Genomic DNA, 25,694 nt, shown 5'->3' with positions numbered 1-25,694 from the left:
CCATGGCTATTATCTCTTGCCCGTATTGTGGACATAAAACGTCGGATAAAGGTGCTAACTGTGTTAAGTGTAATGGCGATCTAGCCAGTTTAACGCCAGAAAAGCGCGCTGCGTTATCGCGTGACAAAGCGATTGATCAAGCTCAAAGTTTAGTCAACCACTCGATGCTTGCATTGTTATTATTTTTAGCCGGTTTTGGCTTAATGTACTGGTGGGATCCTGAAGCGGGTAGTGTGCAGCAATATATTGCTGGTGCTGCAATTGGGCTTGGCTTTTGTTGGTATATGATTAGCCGTGCCCGTATATTTTTTATTAAAAAGCGTAAGTAACTATGAATTTTAATGCTCTTGTTCAGGCCATGACGCCTGAGGTCTATGAAAAGTTAGCCGATGCGGTTGCAACAGGGCGTTGGGCCGATGGTAACCCACTAACTGAAGATCAGCGCGACCATAGCTTTCAATTAGTGATGGCGTATCAGGCTCATGTGCTTAAATCGGAAGAAATATTTACCATAGGTGCTGATGGCCAAATGATACAAAAAACTAAGGCCGAACTAAAAAAACAATTCGATACTCCGCAGTCTATAGCAAGGTTCTCGCACGATGATCTTTAAACGCTTTTTTAAGCCGAAGTGGCAACATGCTGATGCGTTAGTGCGTCAACAAGCAATTCAAACGCTTAACCCAATTAGTCAAGAGCATAAAAGCATTTTGCACGAATTGGCTTTTAATGATGGTTCAGAAGCAGTGCGTAAAGCCGCGCTACTTAAATTAAACGATTTTTCGTTATGGTGGCAAAGTAGTAAACACGATAGTTCTGAACGTTTGCAGCAGCTAGCAGAGCAGACGTTAATTGAACAATTATTACAAAACAAAGTAGAAGCTAAACTAAAACAGAAATTTATTGCTCAGTGCAATCGTGGCAGTATTTTGGAACAGTTAGCCCAAACGGAAACTGACGCCGAGATTAAGTTTAATTTACTATTACGCTTAAATAAAACCGAATTAAATCATAAAGCGTTGCTAGATCCTGTGTTGCAGCTGTCACAAAAACGTGAATTATTAGCTAATATTAACGATGAAAAACTATTAGAAAAGCTAGTAAAACAGCTAGATGGTGAATTACAACACGATATAAAACAAAAGTTACATATGCTTAGCGAGCAAAAACAAAAGCCAATTCAGCTACGCAAGCAATTAACCTTACTTTTAGCTAAACTTAATGCTACTCGAGAGCGCGTTAGTTTAGCTGATATTCCGGCACATTTAGCCGACTATGACGTACAATGGCAGCAATTAAGCCCAGAGCTTGACTGTTTAGCCGATGAAGCAACAGAATATCAGCAAAAGTATGACAAAATTGTTGGTCAAATTCAGCAATGGCTAACGCCGCGATTAGCTGAATTGGAGCAAATTCAGGTTGAACAAGCAAAAACTCAAGCGAAATTGGTTGCTCAGCAAACAATGCAACAACAATTATCGGCGCTAGAATACCGTCTGCAACAAACTTTACTTAATACCGACATCAACGCGGCGCAGCAATTAGAGCAACAATTACATGCGTTTACTACCGAGCTGGCCAACGCAGACATTACAGATAAACTAAGCCTTGGTAAACGTGCTGCCCAGTTACAACAACAACTAGCACAACTGCCATTACTGGCAGAGCAATTGGCTCAGTTAACGCGCATTGTCGCTGACTGGGCAGCAATTGCTGTACCTGATGATATAGCACTGTTTCAACAAAGTGCCGAACAAGTAGCACAGTTTAAAAATGATTGGCGTCAGCTAAGTAAAGCCATGATTATTGCTGTGCCGCTGAGTTTACAGCAAGCCAAAACAGAGTTAACTGAGCAATGGAAAACTGCCGCCAAAGCATTTAATGCAGAAGGCGACAAAACCCAACGGCAATGTCGTAGCAAGCTTGCACAGTATCGCCGCTTGTATAATGCGGGCAAATACAAAGTACTGTTTGGCTTATTTAAAGGTATTGAAGAAGACTACCAGCAACTTACACCAGCATTGCAAGCGCAGTTAAGTAAAGACTATGAGTTTGCTCGCGATAAAATGGCCGAGCTTGCCGATTGGCAAGAATATATCGCTACACCGCGTAAGCAGCAATTACTGGAACAAATACAGCAGCTAGATATCGATATAGCCGATAGCGCCGTTCGTAAGCGCGCCGATGAGGTAAAACTTGCCCGCGCTCAGTGGATCAGTTTAGGTAAAGCTGATCCAGTGCAAGAAGAGCAGTTAAATACGGCATTTGATCAAGCGTGCGAGCGCGCATTTTCGCCATGTAGAGTGTATTTTGCTGCACAAGATGCACAGCGTGCCGAGCACGTAAAACAACGGGAACAGCTAATTCAGCAAGCCATTGCTTTACAAACACAACAACATGATACGAAAACGCTAGATAGGCATCTACAACAGTTGAAGCAGGCTTGGCAGCAAGCTGGCTCAGTAGACAAACAGCAGTTTTCTGGTTTAAATGACGCGTTTAATGCTGCGTTAACCCCGCTAAGGGAGCAACTAAATGCAACACAGCAGCAGGTAGCAATAGCAAAACAACAGCTAATTGACCAAGCGCGTGCTGCATTAGCGTTAGAAGAAGCAAATTTAACCGCTAAAATACTAAAGGAATGCCAACAACAGTGGAAAACACTGGGCCAGGCTGCACGCAAACAAGATCAAGCCTTATGGACTGAGTTTCGTGCGGTATGTGATGGTTTCTTTAACGCCAGAGCAGAGCAGGTTGAGCTGAAAAAAGTAGCCGAACAGGCAGAGTTGCAGCAGTTTTCCGCGAGTTTAAATCAGCTGACAGCAATGTTAGAGCAAGCTGAAGAGCCCTCAGCTTTTACTGCTGTGCAACAGCAGTTAGATGCTTTACAACCTCAATCAGCGGCGACACAGCAAGCAGTAAAACAGCTACAAGAGATATTAAAACAACGGCAGCGTCAATGGCAACAGCAACAAGGACAACGTGAATTTAGCCAAATGTTCGAATTGCTCACTAACCCGGCTGTTAGCAGTGAACAATTACCAGCTATGTACCGGGATGTTTTTGCTACGCAGCAAGAGCGACAGTTTAGTCGCGAACAGCTAACCTTGGCGTTAGAGATCATTGCCAATGTACCATCGCCAGTGCACGAGCAGGGCGCTCGGCAGCAGGTACAGTTGTTGTTATTATCTGATAAGCACAATCAGGGAAACGTATTAGACAAAGATAGCCTGTTAAAACGTTGGCTACAGTTTGGTGCAGTTGCAGAACATGAGTTACCACTGTTAGCGAGAGTAAAAGCGTTATTTATTTAAATAACGCTTTTAGCAGGTTAAGCCTAAGCAACTTAACCTGCTGTTAGCTCACCACGTAAATCTTGTTGCATTTGCTCACGAATTTCGTGAGCTGATAAAGGTTTACTCAGTAAGTAATGCAGCTTAGTTAACGTGGCTTCTAAGGTCATGTCATATCCGCTAATTACGCCACACTGTTTTAAAGCATTCCCCGTTGCGTAGCCTTGCATATTAACCGTACCTTTAAAGCACTGCGTACAGTTAACAATAATTAAGCCACGCTCACTAGCGTCGGTAAGTATTTGCAGTAGCTCTGGCCGCTGAGGCGCATTACCTACACCAAAAGATTTTATAATTAGTGCCCGCACCGGTGCTGACGTCATGTTACGGATCACTTCGGTGCTAATGCCCGGGTATAATGTAACTACACTGATAGGTTGAGGTACAACAGACGCCAAGGTTAACGGCGCCGCTATTGCGACTTGGTGTAAATGCCCAGCAATTAAGTTAATGTGAATGCCGGCTTCAAGTAATGGCGGGAAATTTGGCGAAGCAAATGCATTAAAGCCATTTGCATCGGCTTTTGTTGCGCGGTTACCACGAAATAATTGGTTATTAAAAAATAGCGCGACTTCAGCAATCGGGTAATTTGCCGCCAAATAGAGTGCGTTTAACAAATTTACCTGACCATCTGAACGCATTTGCGCTAATGGAATTTGTGAACCGGTAATAATCACCGGTTTTTCTAGGTTCTCTAACATAAACGACAGTGCTGATGCGGTATACGCCATGGTGTCAGTACCATGCAGTACGACAAAACCATCATAATTATGATATTGCTGCTGAATATCTTGAGCAATATCGCGCCAGTGTTCAGGCGTCATGTCAGAAGAGTCTATAACGGGGTCATATTCATGAATAACAAATTCGGGCATTTCGGGCCGATAAAATTCTGGCATTCGTTTTACTGTATCGGTTAAAAAACCAGATACAGGTACAAAGCCTTGTTCGGAATGTTGCATACCAATGGTGCCGCCGGTATAGGCTACATAAATACGTTTTCTGTTCATATGGTTAGTCAAATAAAAATGCCCAGTCAGTGCTGGGCATTGTAATAGACTTCGCTATGGCTGTCAGTTAATGCTGCAACCTACACAGTATGAATAAACACCATTTGGATCATTAAACTGATTAAGTAAGACAAAGTTTTGTTTTACTTGTTGAGTTAATTGAGCTAATAGCTTTTGCTCTGCACTTGCGCTGCCTTGTGGCAACCAGCCTTTTGCTTTTGCACTACCTAGTAGTTCGTTTAACATTTTCTCGCTAGGCGTTAGCTCTTGTTGCATCACTTTAATGTCATAGTTACTTAAGCCGGCTTTTTCCGCCGCAGCTTTTATTGCGTCATCAAAGCTACCTAGTTTATCAACTAAACCAAGCTCTAACGCTTTTTGCCCAGTCCAAACACGACCCTGTGCTACAGCATCGACTTGTGTAATGGTCATATTACGGTTTTCGCTAACTAAGGTTAAAAACTCGGTATAACCACGTTCAATCATTAGTTGGAATAAGTCTTTAGCTTTATCGTTTAAGCCTTTATATAACGGCAAACCGCTAGATAAACCAGCTAGTTCTGTAGTGCCAACACCGTCAACATTTAAGCCAAGTACCGGCAATACATTTTCAGCGGTATGCAGTAAACCAAAAATACCTATAGAACCTGTAATAGTAGTAGGCGCAGCCCAAATTTCGTTTGTCGGAGCCGCAATCCAATAACCGCCTGATGCCGCTACAGAGCCCATAGAGGCAATGACTGGCTTACCCGCTTCACGCAATAAACGTATTTCTTGAGCAATAACCTCTGATGCATAAGCACTGCCGCCAGGGCTATCGATACGCAACACTACGGCTTTAATTTTTTCGTCATAACGCGCACTGCGCAACAGCGCGGCAGTAGAATCGCCACCAATATCGCCGGCTTTGGCATTGCCGTCAACTATTACGCCGCGCGCTACCACTACCGCAACTTTGTCGCTGATTGGATTATCAAATTGTTGGCGAGGAATAACTAAATCAGTGTAATCAGCAAAGGTTACATGGTTGTAACTGTGATCCTTATTTTCACCAACAATAGCCATTAATTCTCGGCGAAAGGTTTCGCGTGTTTTTATATGATCAACTAAACCAGCGTTCAGCGCATATTGGCTTAAATCGCCGTTAGCAGCTTGCAACTTCTCAAGCAGCGCGCCGTAGGTTTCATCAAAATTATCTACAGCAAAACCACGACGTGCAGCAACTTGGGTTTTATAGTCGTGCCATAATTCGTTTAACCATGCCAAGTTAGCTTCTTTAGCTGCGTCTGACATATCGTTACGTAAAAACGGCTCTACCGCTGATTTATAAGTACCCACTCGAAATACATGGGTGTTAATTTTTAATTTTTCCAACGCATTTTTATAATACATTGGATAACTACCGTAACCTTCTAACAGCACGGTGCCCATAGGGCTGATATTAATTTCATCAGCGTAACTGGCTAAGTAATATTGAGTTTGATCATAAAAGCCGCTGTAAGCAAAAACCTTTTTACCTTTGGCTTTAAACTCTTCAATAGCCTTGCCGATTTGTTGCATTTTATCAAGAGAACCACTTCTTAGGCTTGATAGCTCCAGTACCATTGCCTGAACGCGATTGTCGTTAGCGGCGTTTTTAATGACTTTAATAACGTCATTAACTAGCACCTCTGGTGCCTCTTCTTGGCCGCCAACACTTTCGTTAATTGCCGCAGAAATAGGATCTATCCAGCGTTTCTCTTCGACTAAATCGCCGCTTAGGTTTAGTACCAATGCCGCAGTTGCGGGTACTTTTACTTTGTCATCACCGCTAAACATAGCAATGCCAATAGAGGTCACTATAATGATAAACAGTAAGTTGAGAATAACAGAGCGAAAGCCACGATAGACACGGGCTATGGCACTGAATAACCGACGAATAGTGCCGGGATTAGTATTGGTCATAGATATTTCCTGATTAAAAGCAAAAGTTGCGCACTGTCATATGCTAAACAATTTAGCATTAAAGGCTAAGTGGAATTTGTAAGTAAATGTGTAACACACCAGATCAGCGCAGGCTCAGCTTGCTATCAACCGGCAAAGCAGCTAAAGTTTGCTTCAAACAACAGGTACGACCAGAGAGGGTGATGTGGCCTATCAAAAATTATTACAACCACTAGATTTAGGTTTCACTACACTGAAAAATCGGGTAATTATGGGTTCAATGCATACCGGTTTAGAAGAAGAGAAACAAGGTTTTAGCAAGCTTGCAGCCTTTTATGCAGAGCGAGCTAAAGGTGGTGTCGGCATGATAATTACCGGCGGCATAAGCCCAAATTTTCGTGGTAATTTAGTCCCATTTGGCAGTCAGCTTAGCTTTTGGTGGCAAACGGGTAAACACAAACTGGTAACTAAAGCTGTGCATGAGCATGGTGCAAAAATTTGCTTACAGTTATTACATGCCGGTCGCTATGGTTATCATCCATTTAGTGTGGCGCCGAGCAAAATTAAGTCGCCAATTACGCCATTTAAACCATCAAAAATGTCTGCGCGCCAGGTTCGCGGCACTATAAAAGACTTTGCGACATCGGCTAAGTTAGCAAAAAATGCTGGCTACGATGGCGTTGAAGTTATGGGCTCAGAAGGCTATTTAATTAATCAATTTATTTGTTCACGCACTAATCATCGTGATGACGAGTGGGGCGGCAGTTTCGAAAACCGTTGTCGTTTTGCTATAGAAACAGTAAAAGCGGTGCGTGCCGCCTGTGGCGATGATTTTATTATTATCTATCGGTTATCGATGTTAGATTTAGTTGAAGATGGAAATAGCTACGATGAAGTTGTAGCGCTAGCAAAAGCTATTGCCAGCGCTGGCGCTACCTTGATAAACACCGGTATTGGCTGGCATGAAGCACGAGTACCAACTATTGGCACTATGGTGCCGCGAGCTGCTTTTAGCTGGATCACCGAGCGGGTAAAAGCTGAAGTTAGTATTCCAGTTATTGCTACTAACCGTATTAATGTTCCTCAGGTTGCAGAAGATATTTTAGCTAAAGGGCAGGCCGATATGGTGTGTATGGCGCGGCCATTTTTAGCTGACGCTGACTTTGTTAATAAAGCCGCTGCAAACCAAGCTGAATTAATTAATACCTGCATTGCCTGTAACCAAGCGTGTTTAGACCATGTGTTTCAAAACAAGCGGGCGAGTTGTTTAGTAAACCCACGTGCATGCTATGAAACTGAGCTAAATCTTACCCCAGCTACTAAGCCGAAAAAAATTGCCGTAGTTGGCGCAGGCCCCGCCGGATTAGCTTTTAGTGTTAATGCTGCTCAACGTGGGCATGAAGTACATTTGTTTGATAAATCGCATCAAATTGGTGGCCAATTTAATTATGCCAAGCAAATACCGGGTAAAGAAGAGTTTAACGAAACACTGCGTTACTACGGACGTATGATAAAACTACATGCCATTAAACTATTTTTAAATAGCGAGCAAACAGCCGATAGCCTAGCCAAAGGCGGTTTTGATGAGGTGGTGTTGGCTAGCGGTATAGTGCCACGTGATATTGGTTTAGTTGGTAGTGATCATCCTAAAGTATTGAGCTATCTTGATGTATTACGTGATCATAAAGCCGTGGGGCAGCATGTTGCAATTATTGGTGCTGGTGGTATTGGCTTTGATGTGGCTGAATATTTAACTGAGCCTGATTCGCTTACACTGCAACCTGATGCTTGGTTAAAGGATTGGGGTATAGATAAAGACTATCAGTCTAGAGGCGCATTGTTGCCTGACGAGGGCACACAGCCAGCTGTACGTAAAGTGTATTTGTTACAGCGTAAAGCCAGTAAAGTAGGTGCAGGTTTAGGTAAAACGACGGGCTGGATCCATCGCGCATCGTTAAAGAAAAAGGGCGTTGAGATGATAGCCGGTGTTAATTACATTAAAGTAGACGATGCTGGCCTCTGGGTTGAAATAGCCGGTGAAGAGCGCTGCCTTAATGTAGATAATGTGGTGATCTGTGCCGGACAAGAACCATTACGCGTGTTAGTGGCGGGCTTAGAGCAACACGGTATTACAGCACATTTAATTGGTGGTGCCGATATCGCAGCGGAACTGGATGCTAAGCGTGCTATTCGTCAAGGTACAGAGCTAGCAGCAATAATATAATCGGACTTATAGGCCGATACCCTTGTGTATCGGCCGTTTCAAACTTGCCAGAACCCAATCTAAAGGTTAATGTTCGTTTTGCTAGGCTATAAACAGCTATAACTCTCGGGAATTCTTATGGATGCATTAACTTTACTAACCACTCGTTATTCTTCTGCTCGCTTAACAGAACCTGCACCTGCAGGTGAGGTATTAGAACATATTAAACGTGCCGCATTACAAGTGCCCGATCATGGAAATTTGAAACCATGGCGTTTTATTATTGCTGAAGGACGCGCCGCGTTATCTCGATTAGGTGATATTTTTGCTGAAGCCGCTGTAGAAGATAATCCGGCCCTTGCTAGCGAATTGATTGAACGCGCACGTCAATTGCCACTTAGAGCACCCATGGTCATTGTTTGCATAGCTAAGGCCGTAGTTCATGCAAAAATTCCATTAGTTGAACAACAGCATTCGGCAGCCTGTAGTGTGATGGCAATGCAACAGGCTGCATTTGCTCAAGGTTTCGGTGGTATATGGCGCACGGGCACCTACTCGCAACTCGATTACGTAAAGCAATCTCTAGAACTAGGAGAAGACGATGAAATAGTCGGCTACTTATATCTAGGCAGCCAAGCCGGCGAACCAGCAAAACGCAGTATTCCCGATCCAACAGAGTACTTCACTTACTTGTAAGTTTACGATAGGTAATTGGCCGTAAATAAAATAAAACCAGAAGCAGGGTGCCACTCTGGTTTTTTGTTATAAATTCTAGGCATATGGAGCATATTGTCCGTAATGGATCTATTTCTCGCTAATATAGTAACAGTCCTTTTCTTCGTATCTGCATACCTATTGATAAAAAAGCGTCGATTGATTAGGCGACAAAAATCATATTTTGTTGCGTTATCCGTTGTTGCTGGTTTAGTTTTAAGTTTATTGTTAGCCGCTATTTGCCTTGCATTTGTATTAGCTGAGACGTTACCGGCTATCTATGTCCATACCTTTGCTTATAAAGCGGTATTTGTTTTACTAGCTTTAACAATTAATTGGCTATGGCAAGCAATTAAGCAGCAGTCAGGTCGTAAGTTGAGGGTCCAACGGGATTCTGAATTTTTTTCACAAAAAGTGATTTAAGTTATTGTTATAAATAGGCTTAATTTTAATATGAACGTGTTATTTTGAGATGTTTTGGCTACTCTGACGTCTTTCAGCTCACTGATGCGATTGCCTGATATAATCCACCAACTTTGGAATATTATCTCTGGCACTCCGGCCCGCGCCAATCAAGGTTGCAGAGCCGGGGCTTGCCCAGTCTCCATACCCAAATAGCCAGAGTCTGGGTTCTTTTATTGATTGTCCGTCCTGTACGAGCATTTTGCCATCGTCTTCCAGAATTCCTAAAGCTGCCAAATGGCTCAGCTCTGGCTGAAAACCTGTACACCAAATCACGGCATCAACTGCTTGTTCAGTGCCGTCCTGCCAGACGACACCATTTACGGTAAAGTGACTAAACATCGGTTTAGCCTGTAAAACCCCACGCTCTCGTGCTGCTCTCACCGGTGGCACCATGACAATATCGCCGATCCCACCGACAGGCTGATCTGTTGTCGCGCTGCCTGCTTGGCTATTGATCCGTGCTGTGGCACGTTCAAACAACACTCTGCCATCAACGTCGTCTGCTAAAAACTTAGGCGGCTCTCTTGTGACCCAAGTTGCAGTAGCCACTTCATCAAGCTCTGCGAATATTTGTGCACCGGAGTTACCGCCGCCCACCACCAATACAGTTTTGCCCTGGTAAAGTTCCGAGCCTTGATAGTGGGCAGAATGACACTGCTCACCCTGAAATGTCTGTGCGCCAGGCAGCGCAGGAATGACCGGATGGCTCCAGTTACCGGTGGCACTAATAATGGTTCTGGTCAGCCAACTGTATTTACCATCGCTTACTTTAAGGCAGTTATGCGCAGTATCGTGCACCACTGTTTTTACATGATGCGGGCGATACACAGGTAATTGGTAATGCTCTTCATAACGCTTAAGGTAACTGACTACTTCATCCCGATGCGGGTAGGTATCTGTTTTCTTCGTCGAAAATAAAGTGCCGGGTAACGAGCTGAACATCGCAGGTGAAAAGAGCCGCAATGAAGGCCAGGTATGGTTCCAAGCGCCCCCAGCAAGGTCCTGATTGTCCAAAATAATAAAATCAATCCCTGCTCTGCGCAGGTAATAACCAGCGGACAACGCCGCTTGCCCTCCGCCAATAACTATCACATCAAAAATCTTCGTCGTCATGCGGACTCCTGCTTATTTATTGCGCTCATTGTTGCAGTTCTGTTTACAAGGAACGTCAATTAAATTGCGGTTTGATTAACCCGAGCCATTAAAGCTTCTGCTGACTCTTTGCGTTCAGAATACCGATCTGTCAAATAGTCACTGCGATCGCGAACCAACAAAGTGAATTTCACCAGCTCTTCCATCACATCCACGATGCGGTCGTAATACGGCGATGGTTTCATCCGGTTGTTGTCATCAAACTCGTTAAAAGCTTTTGCGACAGACGATTGATTAGGGATAGTCAGCATACGCATCCACCGTCCCAGTATGCGCATTTGATTGACAGTGTTAAACGACTGGGAACCGCCGCAAACTTGCATTAAGGCCAGTGTTTTTCCTTGGGTGGGTCTGACTGCGCCCATCGATAAAGGGATCCAATCAATTTGTGCTTTCATGATGCTGGTCATTGCCCCATGACGTTCTGGTGAGGTCCAGACCATGCCTTCACACCACTGAGTCAGTTCCCGCAGTTCCACAACCTTTGGGTGAGACGCATCTTCGGCATCAGGCAAAGGCAAACCCCGTGGGTTAAACATTTTTGTCTCGGCCCCCATAGCCTCCAGGATCCGTGACGCTTCCTCTGTTGCTAATCGGCTAAATGACCGCTCTCTGAGCGATCCATAGAGCAACAAGATACGAGGTTTGTGCTCGGCTGGCGCGTCAGCAAACACCTTTTCAGTGGATGGTACTGCAAATACATCTGCTTTAATGTTTGGTAGATGGTCCATAACGCTCTCTTTTTTCTAAGGGGTTAGCTGCAACTGCCTGACGGTTCTGTTGATGGTTCTAAGGGACAACACAATCCATCTTTTAGAGCAGATGTTTGATACTGAAGACCAATGGCCGTCAGAAATTCACTCAGGGGCGCTAAACGTTGTACGCTAAGTGAGTAACAAATACGCGGGTGTTCAATTTCGCCCACCACCACTCCAGCGGCTTTCAGAATACGAAGGTGTTCAGAAACTGTGGATTGAGCCAGGCCCAACTCCTGCGTAATTTCACCGCCGATACAGCTGCTTCGGCTGAGCAACAACCGAACAATCTGCACCCGTGCCGGGTGTGCAAGGGCCTTCGCTATCGTGGCCAGCACTTCGTTAGAGGCCAGTTCTGGTGGTGATACTGTTTCTGTATTTTCCATGCTCATCACTCAATATCGTTAATCAACGATTGACAAATGCTAAGCGCCTTTTTATCCATTGTCAAATCCCGATGGCCACCCATCAGCGGCAAACAACCTATTGACATACGAAAAAACATATATATGATCTAACGCATATCTTAAAGAGCACATGATGTCTAAACCACACCTAATCTTCATTTGTACGGAGAACTCCGCACGGTCATTGATGGCTGAAGCGATAGCAAAGCACAATTTTGGGGATCGCTTTGAAGTCGCAAGTGCAGGTACTGATCCCCAACATCCGGATATACGGGCGATGGAAGCAATCAAACGTCATGGTCTTTCTGTGGAAGGGCTTCGCTCAAAATCGCTGGACGAATTTGCAGGGCTGACGATGGAGTACGCCATTATTCTGTGCAGTAAAGCAAAACAGGAATGCTCAGAGGGCCTGCCTGCGAAACACATTATGGCGTGGGATTTTCCCGATCCTAAGTTAGGGGCGTCTGACAAAGCCTATGACACCACCATGCATGAATTAAGTGAACGTATCAAAATGTTTGTGTTGCTGTACGACAAACAGCGTTCAGATAAACCGTAATGACGTGTGAGGTCCTGATGGAACCATTAGAGTTCTTCAAACTGCTTGCAGATGAAACCCGTTTGCATTCTATGTTGTTAATTGCTCAAGAAGGCGAGTTGTGTGTCTGTGAACTTACAACAGCGCTCAATGAGACACAGCCCAAAGTGTCCCGCCATCTGGCCATGTTAAGAAAATCTCATGTACTGCTGGACCGCAGACAAGGTCAATGGGTGTTTTACCGGCTCAACCCTGAACTACCACACTGGGCCAAGCAAGCCATTGTGCAGACGCTTGAACAAAACCAGGTGCTCATTCAGCCCTTGATGAAAAGCTTGTGCTCCATGGGAGATAGACCCGAACGAGCGGCTGCCTGCTGCCCTTAGTATCCGTCTATAGGTTTGTAACCACGAGGCGTGGTGCGTGTTGATACATCTGAGGTCACTATGAATATTCTGTTTTTATGTACCCATAATTCCTGTCGTAGCATTCTTGCCGAAGCACTGACCCGACATCTGGCCAGCCAATCCGGTTATGAAACACCGGTCGCAGTGGCAAGTGCAGGCAGTTCGCCGCGAGGTTTTATTCACCCGCTCACGTTGCAGTACTTATCAAAGTGGTTAATCGCCACGGACGACCTTCAGAGCAAAAGTTGGGACGAGCTAACCGAGTTTCATCCGGATGTGGTGATCACAGTATGCGATCAAGCTGCCGGAGAGTCCTGCCCTGTTTGGTTTGGCCGTGCGGTCAAAGGACATTGGGGTTTGCCCGACCCAACCCGTGCAGGTCTCACTCCAGCACAAATTGACACTGAGTTTAAGCTGTTGTTGGACGTACTAACTAAACGGTGTGAGGCACTACTTCGATTGCAGCAGCTCGACCAGGCAGCCATCGCCTCTATTGCCCATGCATACCCGCTGTAAGTCAGACCCACTAAAATTGAGGAGCATTCATGGGCTTATTTGAACGTTATTTGTCGGTGTGGGTTGCCCTCGCTATGCTAGTTGGGGTGATTGCTGGCAATCTGGTCCCTGGCATATTCCAGACGGTGGCATCACTTGAGTATGCACAGGTGAACTTTGTTATTGCGCTACTTATCTGGGTCATGATTTACCCGATGATGGTGCAGATTGATTTTAGCGCCATCAAAGACGTCAGCAAAAAGCCCAAAGGCATTGTGCTGACCTTAGTGGTGAATTGGCTCATCAAACCGTTCACTATGGCATTGCTGGGCTGGTTGTTTTTCCGCTACCTGTTTGTCGATTGGGTAGACCCACAAACAGCAACGGAGTACATCGCAGGCATGATATTACTGGGCGTGGCACCATGCACCGCCATGGTCTTTGTCTGGAGCCAATTGACCAAGGGAGATCCGAACTACACCCTGGTACAAGTCTCTGTGAACGATATCATCATGATTTTTGCCTTTGCTCCGATCAGTGCGCTGCTCTTGGGCGTTTCCGACATCATCGTTCCGTGGTCTACGCTACTTTTATCCGTCGCGCTGTATGTGCTGCTGCCGTTGTTAGCAGGGGTCTGGACCAGACGCCTGTTTGCTAGGAAAAACCTGGACGACTTGTCTGCATTGCTTGCGCAAATTAAACCCTGGTCTATCTTCGGCTTACTGGCGACCGTGGTGTTGCTCTTTGGTTTTCAGGCGCAAACCATTTTAAGCCAACCGCTGGCCATTGTATTAATCGCTATCCCGTTGCTGCTGCAAACCTATGGCATATTTGCGTTGACGTACCTGGCTGGCTACAAGATGCATTTACCGCACAACATCGCAGCTCCTGCCGGAATGGTAGGCGCAAGTAACTTTTTCGAGCTGGCAGTGGCTGTTGCTATTTCACTGTTTGGCCTGAATTCTGGCGCAGCATTGGCCACAGTGGTTGGAGTCTTAGTCGAAGTGCCTGTGATGTTGTCACTGGTATGGTTTGCGAACCGGACTCGCCATTGGTTTCAACACAACTGATTAACCCTGTTTATGATCCAAGAAGGACAACACGATGTCACATCCCTATGATGAATTAGTACTTGAAGGCTCGGCAGCCCTGATCTTCACACCATGCCCAGGCACCAAAGGCGAATCGCTTAACGCCTCACTGCTCACGTTAAAACAGGCCGGTGCATCGGCCATCATTACCTTAATGCCGACAGAAGAAATGGAACGCAATGCAGTCACAGATTTACCCGAACGCTGTGCAGAGCTTGAGCTGGCATGGTTTCAGTGCCCGATTGAAGATGATCATGCGCCACTGGCAGACTTTGCATCAGCCTGGCAACAGCATGGCCCTGCGGTTCATCAGTTACTAAAAGACGGTAAGAAAGTGGCGATCCACTGCAAAGGCGGCTCAGGCAGGACCGGCTTAGTAGCTGCTCAAATCATGGTTGAACGTGGCGTCGAGAAAGAGCGAGTCAAGCAGCGAGTGCAAGCACTACGACCGTTTGCACTGACGCTCAAACCCCATGAAGAGTACTTCAACGCGCTCTGAGCCATCACATGATACTCAGAGAAAAATAAATAGTACGTATGAACATCCGCCATGGAGAGAGAACCCGCCAGTCGGTGACGAAGGAATTGATATGAAAATTAAGATCGGTATTAACGGGTTTGGCCGTATCGGCCGTTTAGCATTACGTGCAGCATTTGACTGGCCTGAGTTTGAGTTTGTGCAGATCAACGACCCCGCTGGGGATGCAGTCACGTTTGCACATTTGGTGAACTTTGACTCCGTGCATGGCCGCTGGCACCACGAAGCGACAGCAGACGGTAACACAGTAGTGATTAACGCGCAGCGTATTGCGGTTACACACAATAAAGCCATTGCAGAAACTGACTGGTCTGGCTGTGATCTTGTCATTGAAGCGTCCGGCAAAATGAAAACCAAAGCACAGCTTCAGGCTTATCTGGATCAGGGCGTCAAACGGGTTGTGGTGAGTGCTCCAGTCAAAGAAGCTGGTGTCTTAAACGTCGTTATGGGAGTCAATCACCAGCTGTTTGATGCCAAGACACATCAAATTGTCACGGCGGCCAGCTGCACCACCAACTGTCTAGCGCCAGTCGTTAAAGTCATTCATGAACAGCTTGGCATTAAGCACGGTTCCATCACGACCATTCACGATCTGACCAACACACAATCTATTCTCGACACACCGCACAAAGATTTGCGCCGTGCCCGTGCGTGTGGCAGCAGTTTAATTCCGACCACCACAGGCTCCGCTACTGCCATCACAGAGATATTCCCTGAACTGAAGGGCCGATTAAATGGCCACGCAGTGCGGGTGCCGCTGGCCAATGCCTCGTTAACAGACTGCGTATTTGAAGTAGAACGAGCCACCACGGCAGAGGAAGTCAACCAACTCCTGAAAACAGCATCCGAAAACGAACTGAACGGTATTTTAGGCTATGAAGAGCGGCCACTGGTGTCTGTCGATTACAAAACCGATCCACGCTCAAGCATCATTGATGCCTTGTCCACGATGGTAGTGAACGGCACTCAGGTCAAAATCTATGCCTGGTATGACAATGAGTGGGGGTATGCGAACCGTACTGTGGAATTAGCCCGGATGGTGGGTAAAGCATAAGGAGTATGGCGTGACACATCAACCTATGACAAAACCTGTGAACACACTGAGTACTGAGTTAAAACAATACTTTGTTGTCACAGGCAATTACTGGGCGTTTACCCTGACTGATGGTGCACTGCGAATGCTGATCGTGCTGCATTTCTACCAGTTAGGGTATACACCACTGGCCATCGCCTCATTGTTCTTGTTCTACGAGTTTTTTGGGGTGGTGACTAACTTAGTCGGAGGTTGGTTAGGCGCACGACTTGGCCTGAATAAAACCATGAATATTGGTTTATTTTTGCAGGTGTTCGCGTTGGCCATGTTACTGGTGCCCAGTGAGCTATTGACCGTTATCTGGGTGATGGCGGCTCAGGCCATGTCTGGCATTGCCAAAGATCTGAATAAAATGAGTGCCAAAAGCTCATTGAAACTGCTGCTTCCGGACAGTGCTCAGGGCGCATTGTACAAGTGGGTGGCCATACTGACCGGCTCTAAAAATGCGCTCAAAGGCGTTGGCTTTTTTTGGGGCGGTGTTTTACTGACATGGCTTGGTTTTCAGGGAGCTATTGCAGTAATGGCCGCTATGCTGGCATTGGTCTGGCTGCTGAGTGTGCTGCTGCTAAAGAAAGATCTCGGCAAAAGCTCATTCAAACCCAAATTTAAAGATCTGCTTTCAAAAAGCGCCACCATCAACCAACTCTCGGCAGCCCGATTATTCTTGTTTGGTGCCCGTGACGTCTGGTTTGTGATTGCGTTGCTGCTTTATTTGTCCTCTCAGTTCAGCTGGACTCATGCCGAAGTCGGATCCTTTTTAGCACTTTGGGTCATTGGCTATGGCGCTGTACAAGCCTTTGCTCCCTCTATCACCGGAAAAAAATCAGGCAAGGTGCCAAATGCCTCCACGGCGTTGCTCTGGGCAGGTTTACTGTGCAGCATTCCTTTGTTGATAAGCGTGGGGATGACTTACACCCTGTATCCGCTTTGGATCCTGATCGGCGGCTTGATGCTATTCGGGGCGATTTTTGCGGTGAACTCATCCTTGCACAGCTACCTGATTGTGAGTTCTGCCGGACGGGATGGTGTCTCACTGGATGTCGGGTTTTACTACATGGCCAACGCGATGGGCCGTTTAATCGGCACTGTTTTATCGGGCTGGGTGTATCAGGCGTATGGTCTACAAGCATGCCTGTGGGTGTCGAGTGCATTCCTAGGTTTGACCGTCCTCATCACCATGTGTTTGAAGACGTCAAAGGCTTCGTAATAAAAGTAAAACCATGACTTGATATGACTATTTTGTTTTTTCTGTTTGTACATTTTAGAGTTAGCTTTTGGGCGATAGCTTCTGTACACAGGAAATTTTTACTGGCCTTTAGCAGCCTAAATCGCTAGAATGCCGCCCGAATTTTGAACAAAAGCAAAGAACAAGCCAAGAGGATTAGCCGGTGTAATTAGCGAACAACACAAAACAGATTTGCAAAATAAAGTTAGGTTTGAACCTTGCGTGCAAACTTTAAGTGCAATACCTGTGGTGTTTTGCTGGTTCATATCGGATTTCTAAAACTTAATGGATGTTTTATGCTTAAAACTATTAAGCAGCACTGGCTCTCCAATATCAAAGGAGATGTCTTAGCTGCCATCGTTGTCGCTTTAGCCCTTATCCCTGAGGCTATCGCTTTCTCTATCATTGCAGGCGTTGACCCTAAAGTGGGTTTATATGCCTCCTTCGCCATCTGTGTACTTATCTCTTTTACTGGTGCTCGCCCTGGCATGATTTCAGCTGCAACTGGCGCTATGGCGCTGTTGATGGTTGTTCTGGTTAAAGAGCATGGTTTGCAGTATCTGCTTGCCGCCACACTACTTACGGGTGTCATTCAAATTGTGTTTGGTTTCCTGAAGTTAGGTAATCTCATGCGGTTTGTATCCAGATCTGTAGTCACAGGTTTTGTGAATGCACTGGCCATCCTGATCTTCCTCGCTCAGTTACCGGAACTCTCCGGTGAATACGGTTCTGTCACTGTTTATGGGTTAACCGCTTTAGGTTTAGGTATTATCTATTTATTCCCTTATCTGACAAAAGCTGTGCCATCGCCGTTGGTCTGTATTGTCGTTGTGACTCTGGTCGCGCTTTATTTCGGCTTGGATGTACGTACCGTGTCGGATATGGGTGAATTGCCGGATAGCCTGCCGATTTTCTTATGGCCTGAAGTACCAGTGAACTTTGAAACCCTGATGATTATCTTTCCTACGTCTATGGCATTGGCCGTTGTAGGTATTCTTGAGTCGCTGATGACCGCAACGATTGTTGACGATCTGACAGACACCAAAAGTAACAAAAACAAAGAATGTGTGGGTCAAGGTATCGCCAATATTGGTTCAGGTTTAATTGGTGGTATGGCTGGATGTGCCATGATTGGTCAGTCAATTATCAACGTCAAATCAGGTGGCCGCACTCGTCTCTCTGCATTGCTCGCTGGCGTCCTCTTGTTAGTGATGGTGGTCTTTCTGGATGCTTGGGTTGGCATGATCCCTATGGCGGCTCTGGTTGCCGTCATGATCATGGTATCCATCGGCACATTCAGTTGGAGTTCTGTGAAGGATTTGAAGAAGAATCCAATCAGTTCAAGCATTGTCATGGCTGCAACAGTGATCGTTGTTGTCGTCACTCACAACCTCGCTTGGGGTGTGTTGGTTGGCGTTATTTTAAGTGCAATATTCTTTGCTAACAAAGTAGGACAAATTCTTTATGTGGGTTCAGAATTGAGCAGCAATGAAAAACACAGAACCTACAAAGTGTTGGGCCAGGTATTTTTCAGTTCAGCAGAGCAATTTGTGGACTCCTTTGATTTCAAAGAAGCTATTGAATCTGTGCAAATTGATTTGAGTCGCGCTCACTTCTGGGACATTACCGCTATCAGCTCATTGGACAAAGTAGTGATTAAGTTCCGTCGTGAAGGTACAGATGTTGAGTTGCTTGGCCTCAATGAAGCCAGTGCCACTCTGGTGGACAAGTTTGCAGTACACAATCAGCCTGATGCAATAGAACGGCTGATGGGACACTAACGGGGAGTACATAAAATGACTAAAAAAGTAATAGCCTGTATTGACTCATCACCTTACGCAGAAGCTGTATGTGATTATGCAACCTGGGCTGCCAAACGCCTTAATGTGACTATGTCGGTGCTGCATGTATTGAGCAAAGCACAACAACAGGATACAAGCGATTTAAGTGGCAGTATCGGGCTTGGTGCACAGGAAGCTTTGATGGAAAAGCTGGCTCAACTGGATGCGGAGCGCGGCAAACTGGCGTTAGAGCGAGGCCGAATTATGCTCGACGCCGCTCGTGCCCGAGCAGCCGCCGCAGGGTTTGAGCTGGTTGAAGAGCGCTTACGTCATGGCGACTTTGTAGAAACTGCGGTAGAGCTTGAAGAAGAAACCCGTTTACTGGTGATGGGAAAACGCGGAGCAAGTAGCGCCGACGCTCATGGCCGACTGGGTTTACAGGTTGAACCTTTGATCCGGAACGTTCATAAACCTGTGCTCTTGACCCAACAGAAGTACAAGGAGCCTCAGCAAGTCATGCTGGCTTATGATGGCAGCGCGACAGCTCTTAAAGGCTTAGAAATGCTGGCCGGAAGTCCTTTAGTCAAAGGATTACCTGTGCATTTGGTCATGGCAGGCGCTGATGTAGATGCAACCAGAATACAGATGGAGCAAGCGGCCATTATTCTGCGCAAGGCTGGCTTTAGCACAACAATTGCTATTGTCGCGGGTGAACCTGAAACTGTGCTGCATCAGTATCAGCAACAACACGATATTGATTTGATGGTGATGGGCGCATACGGCCATTCCCGCATCCGGCAATTTATCGTGGGCAGCACGACAACGGCAATGTTAAGCCATGCCAAGTGTTCATTGTTGATCCTGCGTTAACACCTCAAGGGCCAGACAACTGGCCCTTTCAACATCACTATGAAACGAAAATTTTGGATTTTCAGTGGAGACAACCATGCGTTTACTGCATTCATTGAAACACATTACGCCAACCCCTGAGCATCGGCTAGGTGAGCGAGTGGCTACACGTGCCATAGTGCTGCGAGGCTCGGATATTTTAGTGTTATATACCAAAAGATACGACGACTACAGTTTACCTGGCGGAGGCGTAGAGAAAGGTGAAGATCTGGAGTCTGCTCTGGTGCGGGAGCTTATTGAAGAAACTGGCGCAAAAAATGTAAACATCGTGACGCCTTTTGGACTTTTTGAAGAGTTTCGCCCTTGGTATAAAGACAATATAGATGTTCTCAGAATGCTGTCGTACTGCTACGTTTGTGAGATTGCGTCAGAGCTGGGGCAACCCAATTTCGAGCACTACGAAATACAAAATGGCATGCAGGTGTGTTGGCTTAATATTCATGAAGCCATACGCCATAATGAACGAATACTGCAAACGAAGCCTGAACACATGGGGCTGTCTATTGTGCGGGAAACATATTTACTTCAGATGATCGCTGGCCAATTTCAAATTCCCGCCTAGGTATAATCTCAGTAAAAGAGCAAAACCGAATACAATTGTAGATATCTTAGTCGTTAGACAATTCTTCCCTGAACGTTCCGTTCCACGCACATATCGGAGGGAATTTTATATGCTGCCCATGACCGTTATTTTTAGGAGCAAGGAATGATATCAGGGTGTACTCCAGGTAGTAAGGATAACGCCAGATCCAGAAATACAGCCGATCCGCTGGTTCTCCTTTATTGATGAATCGATGACATCTTTTTCGCAGATTGCTGGACGCTCCAACATACAAAACCTGTTTATGGCGTATGACTGCATAGCAACCCGCTCTTGTGGGTAATGACTGCATTTCAGAGCGGGAGTGGACACTGACACTATTCTTTTGGCTGGGGTGAATACGCCTGAACATCTCCTTTGAGAAATGTTGGGGAGCTGGATCTGGTGACTTTTTTCGACCTATTGTGAAACAGCCCCATTTGCTGTTTGGACTAACATCATAATTTTCAGGGACTAATATAATTTCATCATAGAAGATAATCGTTGATCCCTCGTGTGCTTGTTGCCACCAACCGGGCATCTCAGCGACTCGGCGTCTCACATTCATACTGGGGCTTAATCGTCACTGTCTTCATCACGACCGACCCAGTTAAGATCGAAGAATGCTTGCTCGACGTTCATGCCAAACGCGTGGAGAAAAAATGCTGACTGCTTCAACATGGTCAGCTGCTTTTCGTCCGGTACGCAACGCTTTAGTGTTGACCCCTGGTTTACCAGCCATTCCTGAACTTCAGCAACTGCGATAGGTGTTAAACCGGCGTCAATCAATGTAGATGCCGAGATCTGAGATAAATAACCGACTCTGAGTTCATCTGACGATTTGAGAAGCAAAACGGTTTCTAATTGATCTCTCGTTTTTCGGCGAAGCGCGTATTTAGGATCATCCACAATTTGTTGGACTGGCTTAACATAAAGAGAGGCAGATTTTTGGATATCAGAAATCTCAGACGACAATTTAAGCGATCTACACAGACTTCGGATCGCCTGCCTGGCTCTGGCAACGCTCACACCATGTGTACTTGCAGCGTCAGATAATGAGGCGCCACCGGCAACGGCCAGAAGAATTTTTGCTTTCAAAGGTTCTGAGGTCATGAGACGGATTCCTGTATGAGGCTATTGAGTAAGACAATGCAATTGTTTCTGTTTTTAGGATAAATGCAGCATTTTCATTTTGCAACAACAACTGATTTTATATACAGCATATTTCGAGATCTTTGCCCTCAATACGGTGCTGCTTCTCATGCCAGAGTGATATCCTGTTCAGAGAATGAACAGATCTCGCCCTCAAAACTGACTGAATATTTTATGGATCCATCCGACCTCTTTGTATACCGCGTAATTTGTCCGATTTTATTGTAAAGACGACTCTCGGGATCCGTCACCAGCACATCTTCTCCGGCTGCAAAAATTGGCGGCTTACTGGCATCAAGCTTTGGAGCCAATTGCTGCCATAGCTGCTTCTGCGTTGCCAAAGTCGCAGTCAAGGCAGATTTTTCCTGCAGCCAGGTTTGTTCGGCTCCGCGCAAGGTATTCAGTTGCGCGGTTAACGCCTGAGTCTCTTCCATACGTGCACCTACCGCATGTTTCAGCTTGGAAAGCTCCGCCTCATTGATCTGCTGTTGCCGTCTCAAGTCGATGTTATCCTCTTTGAGAGACGTCAGCTGCTTCTCAAAGGCCGCTACGGCGTCCTGGCTGTATTTTAACTGCAGAGTAAGTTCCTGAGCCTGCTCTTTGGCCGCGGTATAGTCCTGTTGCTTGACACTGATGATCTGCTGACTGGTTCGCAGCTCAGCCTGAAGCTGCTGGATCTGGTGTTCATGTCGCTGCAGTTCCTGCTCCCGATTGGTTTTGACAGACTCTCGGTAGTGTTCCAGCGCCTGACGGGCATGGGTATGCTTTTCTTCCAGCGATTGGATCTGTGTATCCCGATCATGCAACTTTAATGTTAAATGATGCATTTCCGTGGTCATCGCCGCTATCTGCAGCGCATCCTGGTGTCGGGCTTCTTTTAACACGTTTATTTGTGCCAACGCATCACGCAGTTGTTGCTGCAGCGTTTCGCACTGTTCATAGCTGCTGTTTAGCTCACGCCCTTGCGTATCGAGCTGCTGCTGCTTCTCCTGAAGGGCTAGCGTATGGCGTTCTTCTGCGTGCTGAACACGTTGCTGCGCTTCGTCCTGTAGTCGGCGAGCCAGGTGGCCCACCAATTGGCCCAACTCGTCACTGAGAGCATCCAGATCATCCAACCGTCCTTTTTCATCCTCCCCCAGTTCCTTTAAATACTTCAGGATGGTGGTATTCGAGCCGGTGCCGAGTTCAGCACGTACGGCCTCGACGGAAGGGTGCCGTCCCTGAGCAATAAGTGCTATCCGGACCTGCTGGACTTGCAGCTTGGTGATCCCATCTCTGGCCATGTGGATATCCTCATTCATAATATTACGTAATGTGTAATTACATAATATTATGAGCTTTCTGAAAATCAAGTATTCAACAGATAATAACCCCTGATAATAGAGGCTTATCAGGGGTTATGGCGAAAATAGGGCTAAAAAGCCGCATTGGGCATACGTAATGGCACCGGTCCTCCACGAAATGTAGCTGACCATCACGGTCAACAGGTTGCGGCAATGTGCCGTACAGGATATACTGCTATCAGGTCTTTTTTTGTACAAAGGTGAATACGATGGCAACAGCTCTTCGGGAACGTATAGAGATGCGGGTCGATGCAGAAACCAAGCAGCTGGCAGAGCGAGCTGCTGCAGCGCTTGGCTGTGCGTCGTTGACTGAATTTATGGTTCGCCTTATCCGGGATAATGCGCCTCAGATTTTGCAGTCTCAATCAGCCATTGAACTTACATCAGCCCAGTTTGATCACTTCCAGCAGGTATGTGAAGCGGCGGCGGCCCCCCATCAGCGGCTTAAAGACGCTGCGGCTCTACTGGATAAAGAGGGATTCTGATTGTCTCTCTCTTCAGCTTTTGTTCTGATTGACGCTGCAGCGCATGATTTGAAAGGCTTTGACTGCGGTAAACCCAGCCTCAATGACTACCTGAGCCGGTTTGCTGTTCGTAACAGCTCCCTGGGGTTAAGTCGTACCTGGGTTTTGACGGAGCTCGTTGCTCAAGGCAAGGCTCCGGTTGCAGCTTATTTTACGTTAGCAAGCAGTACTGTCACTCGTGAATTATTGCCTTCTCAGCCCAAATCGCTGCCAGCCTATCCGGTGCCTGTTGTACTTCTTGCCAGGCTCGGTGTTTCTCTCACTCAGCAAGGACGTCAACTGGGGGCTAAAACCCTGGTTCAGGCGCTTCGTACCGCTCTTGAATTGACAGACACGGGGCTACCAGCGCTTGGTGTGGTACTGGACGTTCTGGATGAAGCAGCGCTGAAGTTTTACCAGCATATGGGCCTATTTACTCCATTGACGGATCAGCCGATGCGTCTTTTTGTGCCGATGAGCACGTTACGTCAGCTTTAACACAAGACACCAGGAGGCTGAAGCGTGAACAAGGTTGACCGCTATTTACATGCCGCCACACGCGAACATACCCGTCGAAGTTATTCAGTCGGCGGTCGAGCATTTTGAGGTTCAGTGGGGCGGTGTATTACCGACAACCGCAGCTGAACTCGCCAGATATTTAGCGCACTATGCGGATAGTCTGGCCATCAGCACATTAAAACAACGGATCGCGGCACTATCCAGCTGGCACCAGACTCAGGGATTTGCCGATCCGACCAAAGCCCCCATGATCCGACAATTGCTCAAAGGCATTCGTGAACTTCATCCCGCCAAAACGAAGCAAGCAAAACCCCTGCAGCAGGCCATACTGGAGCAGGTGATCCGTTATTTAGAGCAGCTGGAAGAAAAGGCTATCGCATCCGGTGAACAACAGCTACTGCTAAGGGTCGCAAGAGACAAAGCACTGATCTTAATGGGGTTCTGGCGCGCTTTTCGAAGTGATGAAATTAGCCGGCTACAGATTGAACACATTGAATTTCACCCTGGTGAAGGACTTACCGCCTATTTGCCAAGGAATAAAACAGACCGCCTCAACAAAGGAACCGCATACAGACTGCCAGAGCTTCACCGGCTTTGTCCTGTAGAGGCGTGCCGCCATTATCTTTTTTTACTGGATCAGCCATCAGGTCCGCTATTTCGGGGGATCACGCGATGGGGGACTGTATCCACATCAGCGATAAGAGCAGATAGTGTGATTCCTTTGCTTCGGACCACGTTAGAACGAGCTGGAGTACAAGATACTGAATTGTACAGTAGTCATTCTTTGCGCCGAGGCTTTGCTAACTGGGCCAGTCAACAAGGCTGGTCGCTCAAACAATTAATGGAACACGTGGGCTGGAAAGATGTGAAATCAGCGATGCGGTACATTGAAGATCAGGATCGTTTTGCACAGACGGCTATTGATACAGCGTTAGGGCTGAAAAGTGAGGTTGGAAAGCAGTACAAGGATATAAGTACCACCTGATTTTTTCGTCATCCGCTGGATGATTTCTGTAATCGAGAGACATAACAGAGGTTTACATGGAAGATAATCGCAATTATTCATCGGTTTTCTCAGCGATCCAAGACGCTGCAGACTCTTTTCAAAAATTTAATGGACCTATCAACGAGACAACCGATTTTTACGCTTATAATCAATTTCTTCGTTCTGCAATTATCGAATTCAACGTAAAAAACAATTGCGGCTACACTCCTGAAGTTGTGCTTGAAAGGTGGGGGGAAGAAGTGGAGAAAGAATTAGAATCATTTATGGAAAATGACGACATGAGATTCATGAATGAAGCTCTGAAAAATTGGGATAATCTTAAAAAAACACAAAGCTGAAGATTGATACAATCGTTAGGGCTTAGAAACGAGGTTGGGAGGCGATAAATTACAGCTATAATCGTGCTAGAAAAATAGTTAAATGATTGATTTTAAATTACTTATTAAAGAATTCTGCATTTCCCCCGAAAATGTAAAGTTTGCTGCGTTTGAGACTCAATTTTTCCTAAAATTTGGCGTCTACAAGACAAATA

27 protein-coding genes are annotated in these 25,694 nt (G+C 46.2%); 20 read left to right on the top strand and 7 right to left on the bottom strand.

Features of this window, described 5'->3' with window-relative positions; genetic code table 11:
- The first annotated feature begins 2 nt into the window (after positions 1-2).
- The 3 genes from E0Z06_RS07910 to E0Z06_RS07900 are packed head-to-tail and all read left to right on the top strand — an operon-like array spanning position 3 to position 3,314.
- Positions 3-329, top strand: coding sequence for a zinc ribbon domain-containing protein (locus E0Z06_RS07910; protein WP_132583502.1), 327 nt, complete (start codon positions 3-5; stop codon positions 327-329).
- A gap of 2 nt (positions 330-331) precedes the next feature.
- On the top strand, positions 332-613 hold the full coding sequence (locus tag E0Z06_RS07905; protein WP_132583500.1) for a DUF1315 family protein: 282 nt from the start codon (positions 332-334) through the stop codon (positions 611-613).
- On the top strand, positions 603-3,314 hold the full coding sequence (locus E0Z06_RS07900; RefSeq protein ID WP_132583498.1) for a DUF349 domain-containing protein: 2,712 nt from the start codon (positions 603-605) through the stop codon (positions 3,312-3,314). Before E0Z06_RS07905 ends, E0Z06_RS07900 begins: the two co-directional genes overlap by 11 nt.
- Before the next feature lie 32 nt (positions 3,315-3,346).
- Here the strand turns inward: E0Z06_RS07900 and ansA are convergent, their stop codons facing one another.
- Together ansA and sppA are read right to left on the bottom strand one after the other, a co-directional pair.
- Positions 3,347-4,363, bottom strand: coding sequence for an asparaginase (gene ansA / locus E0Z06_RS07895; RefSeq protein ID WP_132583496.1), 1,017 nt, complete (start codon positions 4,361-4,363; stop codon positions 3,347-3,349).
- A gap of 63 nt (positions 4,364-4,426) precedes the next feature.
- A complete protein-coding gene (gene sppA, locus E0Z06_RS07890) occupies positions 4,427-6,307 on the bottom strand; it encodes a signal peptide peptidase SppA (RefSeq protein WP_132583494.1) in 1,881 nt (626 codons plus the stop codon).
- 184 nt (positions 6,308-6,491) lie between these two features.
- On the opposite strand from sppA, the gene E0Z06_RS07885 reads away from it, so the two are divergent.
- From E0Z06_RS07885 to E0Z06_RS07875, 3 genes are all read left to right on the top strand, one after another.
- Complete coding sequence (locus E0Z06_RS07885; protein WP_132586743.1) at positions 6,492-8,510, top strand: NADPH-dependent 2,4-dienoyl-CoA reductase; 2,019 nt, start codon at positions 6,492-6,494, stop codon at positions 8,508-8,510.
- 117 nt (positions 8,511-8,627) lie between these two features.
- Positions 8,628-9,185, top strand: a complete 558-nt coding sequence (locus E0Z06_RS07880) for an NAD(P)H nitroreductase (protein WP_132583492.1) — start codon at positions 8,628-8,630, stop codon at positions 9,183-9,185.
- Positions 9,186-9,287: 102 nt separating this feature from the next.
- Positions 9,288-9,626 carry a hypothetical protein gene (locus tag E0Z06_RS07875; protein WP_132583490.1) on the top strand — a complete coding sequence of 113 codons (339 nt, stop codon included), beginning with the start codon at positions 9,288-9,290 and terminating at the stop codon, positions 9,624-9,626.
- 78 nt (positions 9,627-9,704) lie between these two features.
- On the opposite strand, the gene E0Z06_RS07870 is transcribed toward E0Z06_RS07875, so the two are convergent.
- Genes E0Z06_RS07870 through E0Z06_RS07860 form a run of 3 tightly spaced genes read right to left on the bottom strand, consistent with a single transcriptional unit; the run spans position 9,705 to position 11,961 of the window.
- A complete protein-coding gene (locus E0Z06_RS07870) occupies positions 9,705-10,781 on the bottom strand; it encodes an ArsO family NAD(P)H-dependent flavin-containing monooxygenase (RefSeq protein ID WP_132583488.1) in 1,077 nt (358 codons plus the stop codon).
- A gap of 59 nt (positions 10,782-10,840) precedes the next feature.
- Positions 10,841-11,551, bottom strand: a complete 711-nt coding sequence (gene arsH, locus E0Z06_RS07865; RefSeq protein WP_132583486.1) for an arsenical resistance protein ArsH — start codon at positions 11,549-11,551, stop codon at positions 10,841-10,843.
- Between the two features lie 23 nt (positions 11,552-11,574).
- Positions 11,575-11,961: a metalloregulator ArsR/SmtB family transcription factor gene (locus E0Z06_RS07860; RefSeq protein ID WP_207903041.1), complete on the bottom strand. Its 387-nt coding sequence runs from the start codon at positions 11,959-11,961 to the stop codon at positions 11,575-11,577.
- 208 nt (positions 11,962-12,169) lie between these two features.
- Here E0Z06_RS07860 and E0Z06_RS07855 point away from each other — a divergent pair, with 208 nt between their 5' ends.
- From E0Z06_RS07855 to E0Z06_RS07810, 10 genes are all read left to right on the top strand, one after another.
- Positions 12,170-12,541, top strand: a complete 372-nt coding sequence (locus E0Z06_RS07855) for an arsenate reductase ArsC (protein WP_165907383.1) — start codon at positions 12,170-12,172, stop codon at positions 12,539-12,541.
- A gap of 17 nt (positions 12,542-12,558) precedes the next feature.
- Positions 12,559-12,906, top strand: coding sequence for a metalloregulator ArsR/SmtB family transcription factor (locus tag E0Z06_RS07850; protein WP_132583480.1), 348 nt, complete (start codon positions 12,559-12,561; stop codon positions 12,904-12,906).
- A gap of 60 nt (positions 12,907-12,966) precedes the next feature.
- The gene (locus E0Z06_RS07845; RefSeq protein ID WP_132583478.1) at positions 12,967-13,443 is read left to right on the top strand and encodes an arsenate reductase ArsC; all 477 of its coding nucleotides are present in this window, start codon (positions 12,967-12,969) and stop codon (positions 13,441-13,443) included.
- 29 nt (positions 13,444-13,472) lie between these two features.
- The gene (gene arsB / locus E0Z06_RS07840; protein ID WP_132583476.1) at positions 13,473-14,492 is read left to right on the top strand and encodes an ACR3 family arsenite efflux transporter; all 1,020 of its coding nucleotides are present in this window, start codon (positions 13,473-13,475) and stop codon (positions 14,490-14,492) included.
- A gap of 34 nt (positions 14,493-14,526) precedes the next feature.
- The gene (locus E0Z06_RS07835) at positions 14,527-15,012 is read left to right on the top strand and encodes a tyrosine-protein phosphatase (RefSeq protein WP_132583474.1); all 486 of its coding nucleotides are present in this window, start codon (positions 14,527-14,529) and stop codon (positions 15,010-15,012) included.
- Positions 15,013-15,103: 91 nt separating this feature from the next.
- The gene (locus E0Z06_RS07830; RefSeq protein ID WP_132583472.1) at positions 15,104-16,105 is read left to right on the top strand and encodes an ArsJ-associated glyceraldehyde-3-phosphate dehydrogenase; all 1,002 of its coding nucleotides are present in this window, start codon (positions 15,104-15,106) and stop codon (positions 16,103-16,105) included.
- A gap of 10 nt (positions 16,106-16,115) precedes the next feature.
- A complete protein-coding gene (arsJ, locus tag E0Z06_RS07825) occupies positions 16,116-17,351 on the top strand; it encodes an organoarsenical effux MFS transporter ArsJ (RefSeq protein ID WP_347812426.1) in 1,236 nt (411 codons plus the stop codon).
- A gap of 314 nt (positions 17,352-17,665) precedes the next feature.
- Entirely contained in the window at positions 17,666-19,150 is a 1,485-nt protein-coding gene (locus tag E0Z06_RS07820) for a SulP family inorganic anion transporter (RefSeq protein ID WP_132583470.1), read from the top strand.
- A gap of 15 nt (positions 19,151-19,165) precedes the next feature.
- A complete protein-coding gene (locus E0Z06_RS07815) occupies positions 19,166-20,020 on the top strand; it encodes a universal stress protein (protein ID WP_132583468.1) in 855 nt (284 codons plus the stop codon).
- Positions 20,021-20,096: 76 nt separating this feature from the next.
- A complete protein-coding gene (locus E0Z06_RS07810; RefSeq protein WP_132583466.1) occupies positions 20,097-20,621 on the top strand; it encodes an NUDIX domain-containing protein in 525 nt (174 codons plus the stop codon).
- A 594-nt stretch (positions 20,622-21,215) separates the two neighbouring features.
- On the opposite strand, the gene E0Z06_RS07805 is transcribed toward E0Z06_RS07810, so the two are convergent.
- Entirely contained in the window at positions 21,216-21,752 is a 537-nt protein-coding gene (locus tag E0Z06_RS07805) for a hypothetical protein (RefSeq protein ID WP_132583464.1), read from the bottom strand.
- 146 nt (positions 21,753-21,898) lie between these two features.
- Complete coding sequence (locus E0Z06_RS07800; protein WP_132586739.1) at positions 21,899-23,074, bottom strand: DNA-binding protein; 1,176 nt, start codon at positions 23,072-23,074, stop codon at positions 21,899-21,901.
- A gap of 269 nt (positions 23,075-23,343) precedes the next feature.
- On the opposite strand from E0Z06_RS07800, the gene E0Z06_RS07795 reads away from it, so the two are divergent.
- Genes E0Z06_RS07795 through E0Z06_RS07780 form a run of 4 tightly spaced genes read left to right on the top strand, consistent with a single transcriptional unit; the run spans position 23,344 to position 25,500 of the window.
- Positions 23,344-23,619 carry a DUF1778 domain-containing protein gene (locus E0Z06_RS07795; protein ID WP_014611701.1) on the top strand — a complete coding sequence of 92 codons (276 nt, stop codon included), beginning with the start codon at positions 23,344-23,346 and terminating at the stop codon, positions 23,617-23,619.
- The gene (locus tag E0Z06_RS07790; protein WP_132583462.1) at positions 23,620-24,135 is read left to right on the top strand and encodes a GNAT family N-acetyltransferase; all 516 of its coding nucleotides are present in this window, start codon (positions 23,620-23,622) and stop codon (positions 24,133-24,135) included.
- Positions 24,136-24,184: 49 nt separating this feature from the next.
- The gene (locus E0Z06_RS07785; protein ID WP_243695587.1) at positions 24,185-25,141 is read left to right on the top strand and encodes a site-specific integrase; all 957 of its coding nucleotides are present in this window, start codon (positions 24,185-24,187) and stop codon (positions 25,139-25,141) included.
- Between the two features lie 56 nt (positions 25,142-25,197).
- Positions 25,198-25,500 (top strand): hypothetical protein, encoded by a 303-nt coding sequence (locus E0Z06_RS07780; protein WP_132583460.1) that lies wholly within the window; start codon positions 25,198-25,200, stop codon positions 25,498-25,500.
- Positions 25,501-25,694: the final 194 nt, after the last annotated feature.

The sequence above is a fragment of the Rheinheimera sp. D18 genome (assembly GCF_004345025.1).
Taxonomy (GTDB): Bacteria; Pseudomonadota; Gammaproteobacteria; order Enterobacterales; family Alteromonadaceae; genus Alishewanella; species Alishewanella metallidurans.
This window is presented reverse-complemented; position numbering and strand designations above follow the sequence as displayed.

Bases quoted from the DNA above. Each gene is read 5' to 3' on its own strand.
- E0Z06_RS07910 (WP_132583502.1), top strand. From the start codon at position 3: ATGGCTATTATCTCTTGCCCGTATTGTGGACATAAAACGTCGGATAAA.
- E0Z06_RS07905 (WP_132583500.1), top strand. From the start codon at position 332: ATGAATTTTAATGCTCTTGTTCAGGCCATGACGCCTGAGGTCTATGAA.
- E0Z06_RS07900 (WP_132583498.1), top strand. From the start codon at position 603: ATGATCTTTAAACGCTTTTTTAAGCCGAAGTGGCAACATGCTGATGCG.
- ansA (WP_132583496.1), bottom strand. From the start codon at position 4,363: ATGAACAGAAAACGTATTTATGTAGCCTATACCGGCGGCACCATTGGT.
- sppA (WP_132583494.1), bottom strand. From the start codon at position 6,307: ATGACCAATACTAATCCCGGCACTATTCGTCGGTTATTCAGTGCCATA.
- E0Z06_RS07880 (WP_132583492.1), top strand. From the start codon at position 8,628: ATGGATGCATTAACTTTACTAACCACTCGTTATTCTTCTGCTCGCTTA.
- E0Z06_RS07875 (WP_132583490.1), top strand. From the start codon at position 9,288: ATGGATCTATTTCTCGCTAATATAGTAACAGTCCTTTTCTTCGTATCT.
- E0Z06_RS07870 (WP_132583488.1), bottom strand. From the start codon at position 10,781: ATGACGACGAAGATTTTTGATGTGATAGTTATTGGCGGAGGGCAAGCG.
- arsH (WP_132583486.1), bottom strand. From the start codon at position 11,551: ATGGACCATCTACCAAACATTAAAGCAGATGTATTTGCAGTACCATCC.
- E0Z06_RS07860 (WP_207903041.1), bottom strand. From the start codon at position 11,961: ATGGAAAATACAGAAACAGTATCACCACCAGAACTGGCCTCTAACGAA.
- E0Z06_RS07855 (WP_165907383.1), top strand. From the start codon at position 12,170: ATGGCTGAAGCGATAGCAAAGCACAATTTTGGGGATCGCTTTGAAGTC.
- E0Z06_RS07850 (WP_132583480.1), top strand. From the start codon at position 12,559: ATGGAACCATTAGAGTTCTTCAAACTGCTTGCAGATGAAACCCGTTTG.
- E0Z06_RS07845 (WP_132583478.1), top strand. From the start codon at position 12,967: ATGAATATTCTGTTTTTATGTACCCATAATTCCTGTCGTAGCATTCTT.
- arsB (WP_132583476.1), top strand. From the start codon at position 13,473: ATGGGCTTATTTGAACGTTATTTGTCGGTGTGGGTTGCCCTCGCTATG.
- E0Z06_RS07835 (WP_132583474.1), top strand. From the start codon at position 14,527: ATGTCACATCCCTATGATGAATTAGTACTTGAAGGCTCGGCAGCCCTG.
- E0Z06_RS07830 (WP_132583472.1), top strand. From the start codon at position 15,104: ATGAAAATTAAGATCGGTATTAACGGGTTTGGCCGTATCGGCCGTTTA.
- E0Z06_RS07820 (WP_132583470.1), top strand. From the start codon at position 17,666: ATGCTTAAAACTATTAAGCAGCACTGGCTCTCCAATATCAAAGGAGAT.
- E0Z06_RS07815 (WP_132583468.1), top strand. From the start codon at position 19,166: ATGACTAAAAAAGTAATAGCCTGTATTGACTCATCACCTTACGCAGAA.
- E0Z06_RS07810 (WP_132583466.1), top strand. From the start codon at position 20,097: ATGCGTTTACTGCATTCATTGAAACACATTACGCCAACCCCTGAGCAT.
- E0Z06_RS07805 (WP_132583464.1), bottom strand. From the start codon at position 21,752: ATGACCTCAGAACCTTTGAAAGCAAAAATTCTTCTGGCCGTTGCCGGT.
- E0Z06_RS07800 (WP_132586739.1), bottom strand. From the start codon at position 23,074: ATGGCCAGAGATGGGATCACCAAGCTGCAAGTCCAGCAGGTCCGGATA.
- E0Z06_RS07795 (WP_014611701.1), top strand. From the start codon at position 23,344: ATGGCAACAGCTCTTCGGGAACGTATAGAGATGCGGGTCGATGCAGAA.
- E0Z06_RS07785 (WP_243695587.1), top strand. From the start codon at position 24,185: ATGCCGCCACACGCGAACATACCCGTCGAAGTTATTCAGTCGGCGGTC.
- E0Z06_RS07780 (WP_132583460.1), top strand. From the start codon at position 25,198: ATGGAAGATAATCGCAATTATTCATCGGTTTTCTCAGCGATCCAAGAC.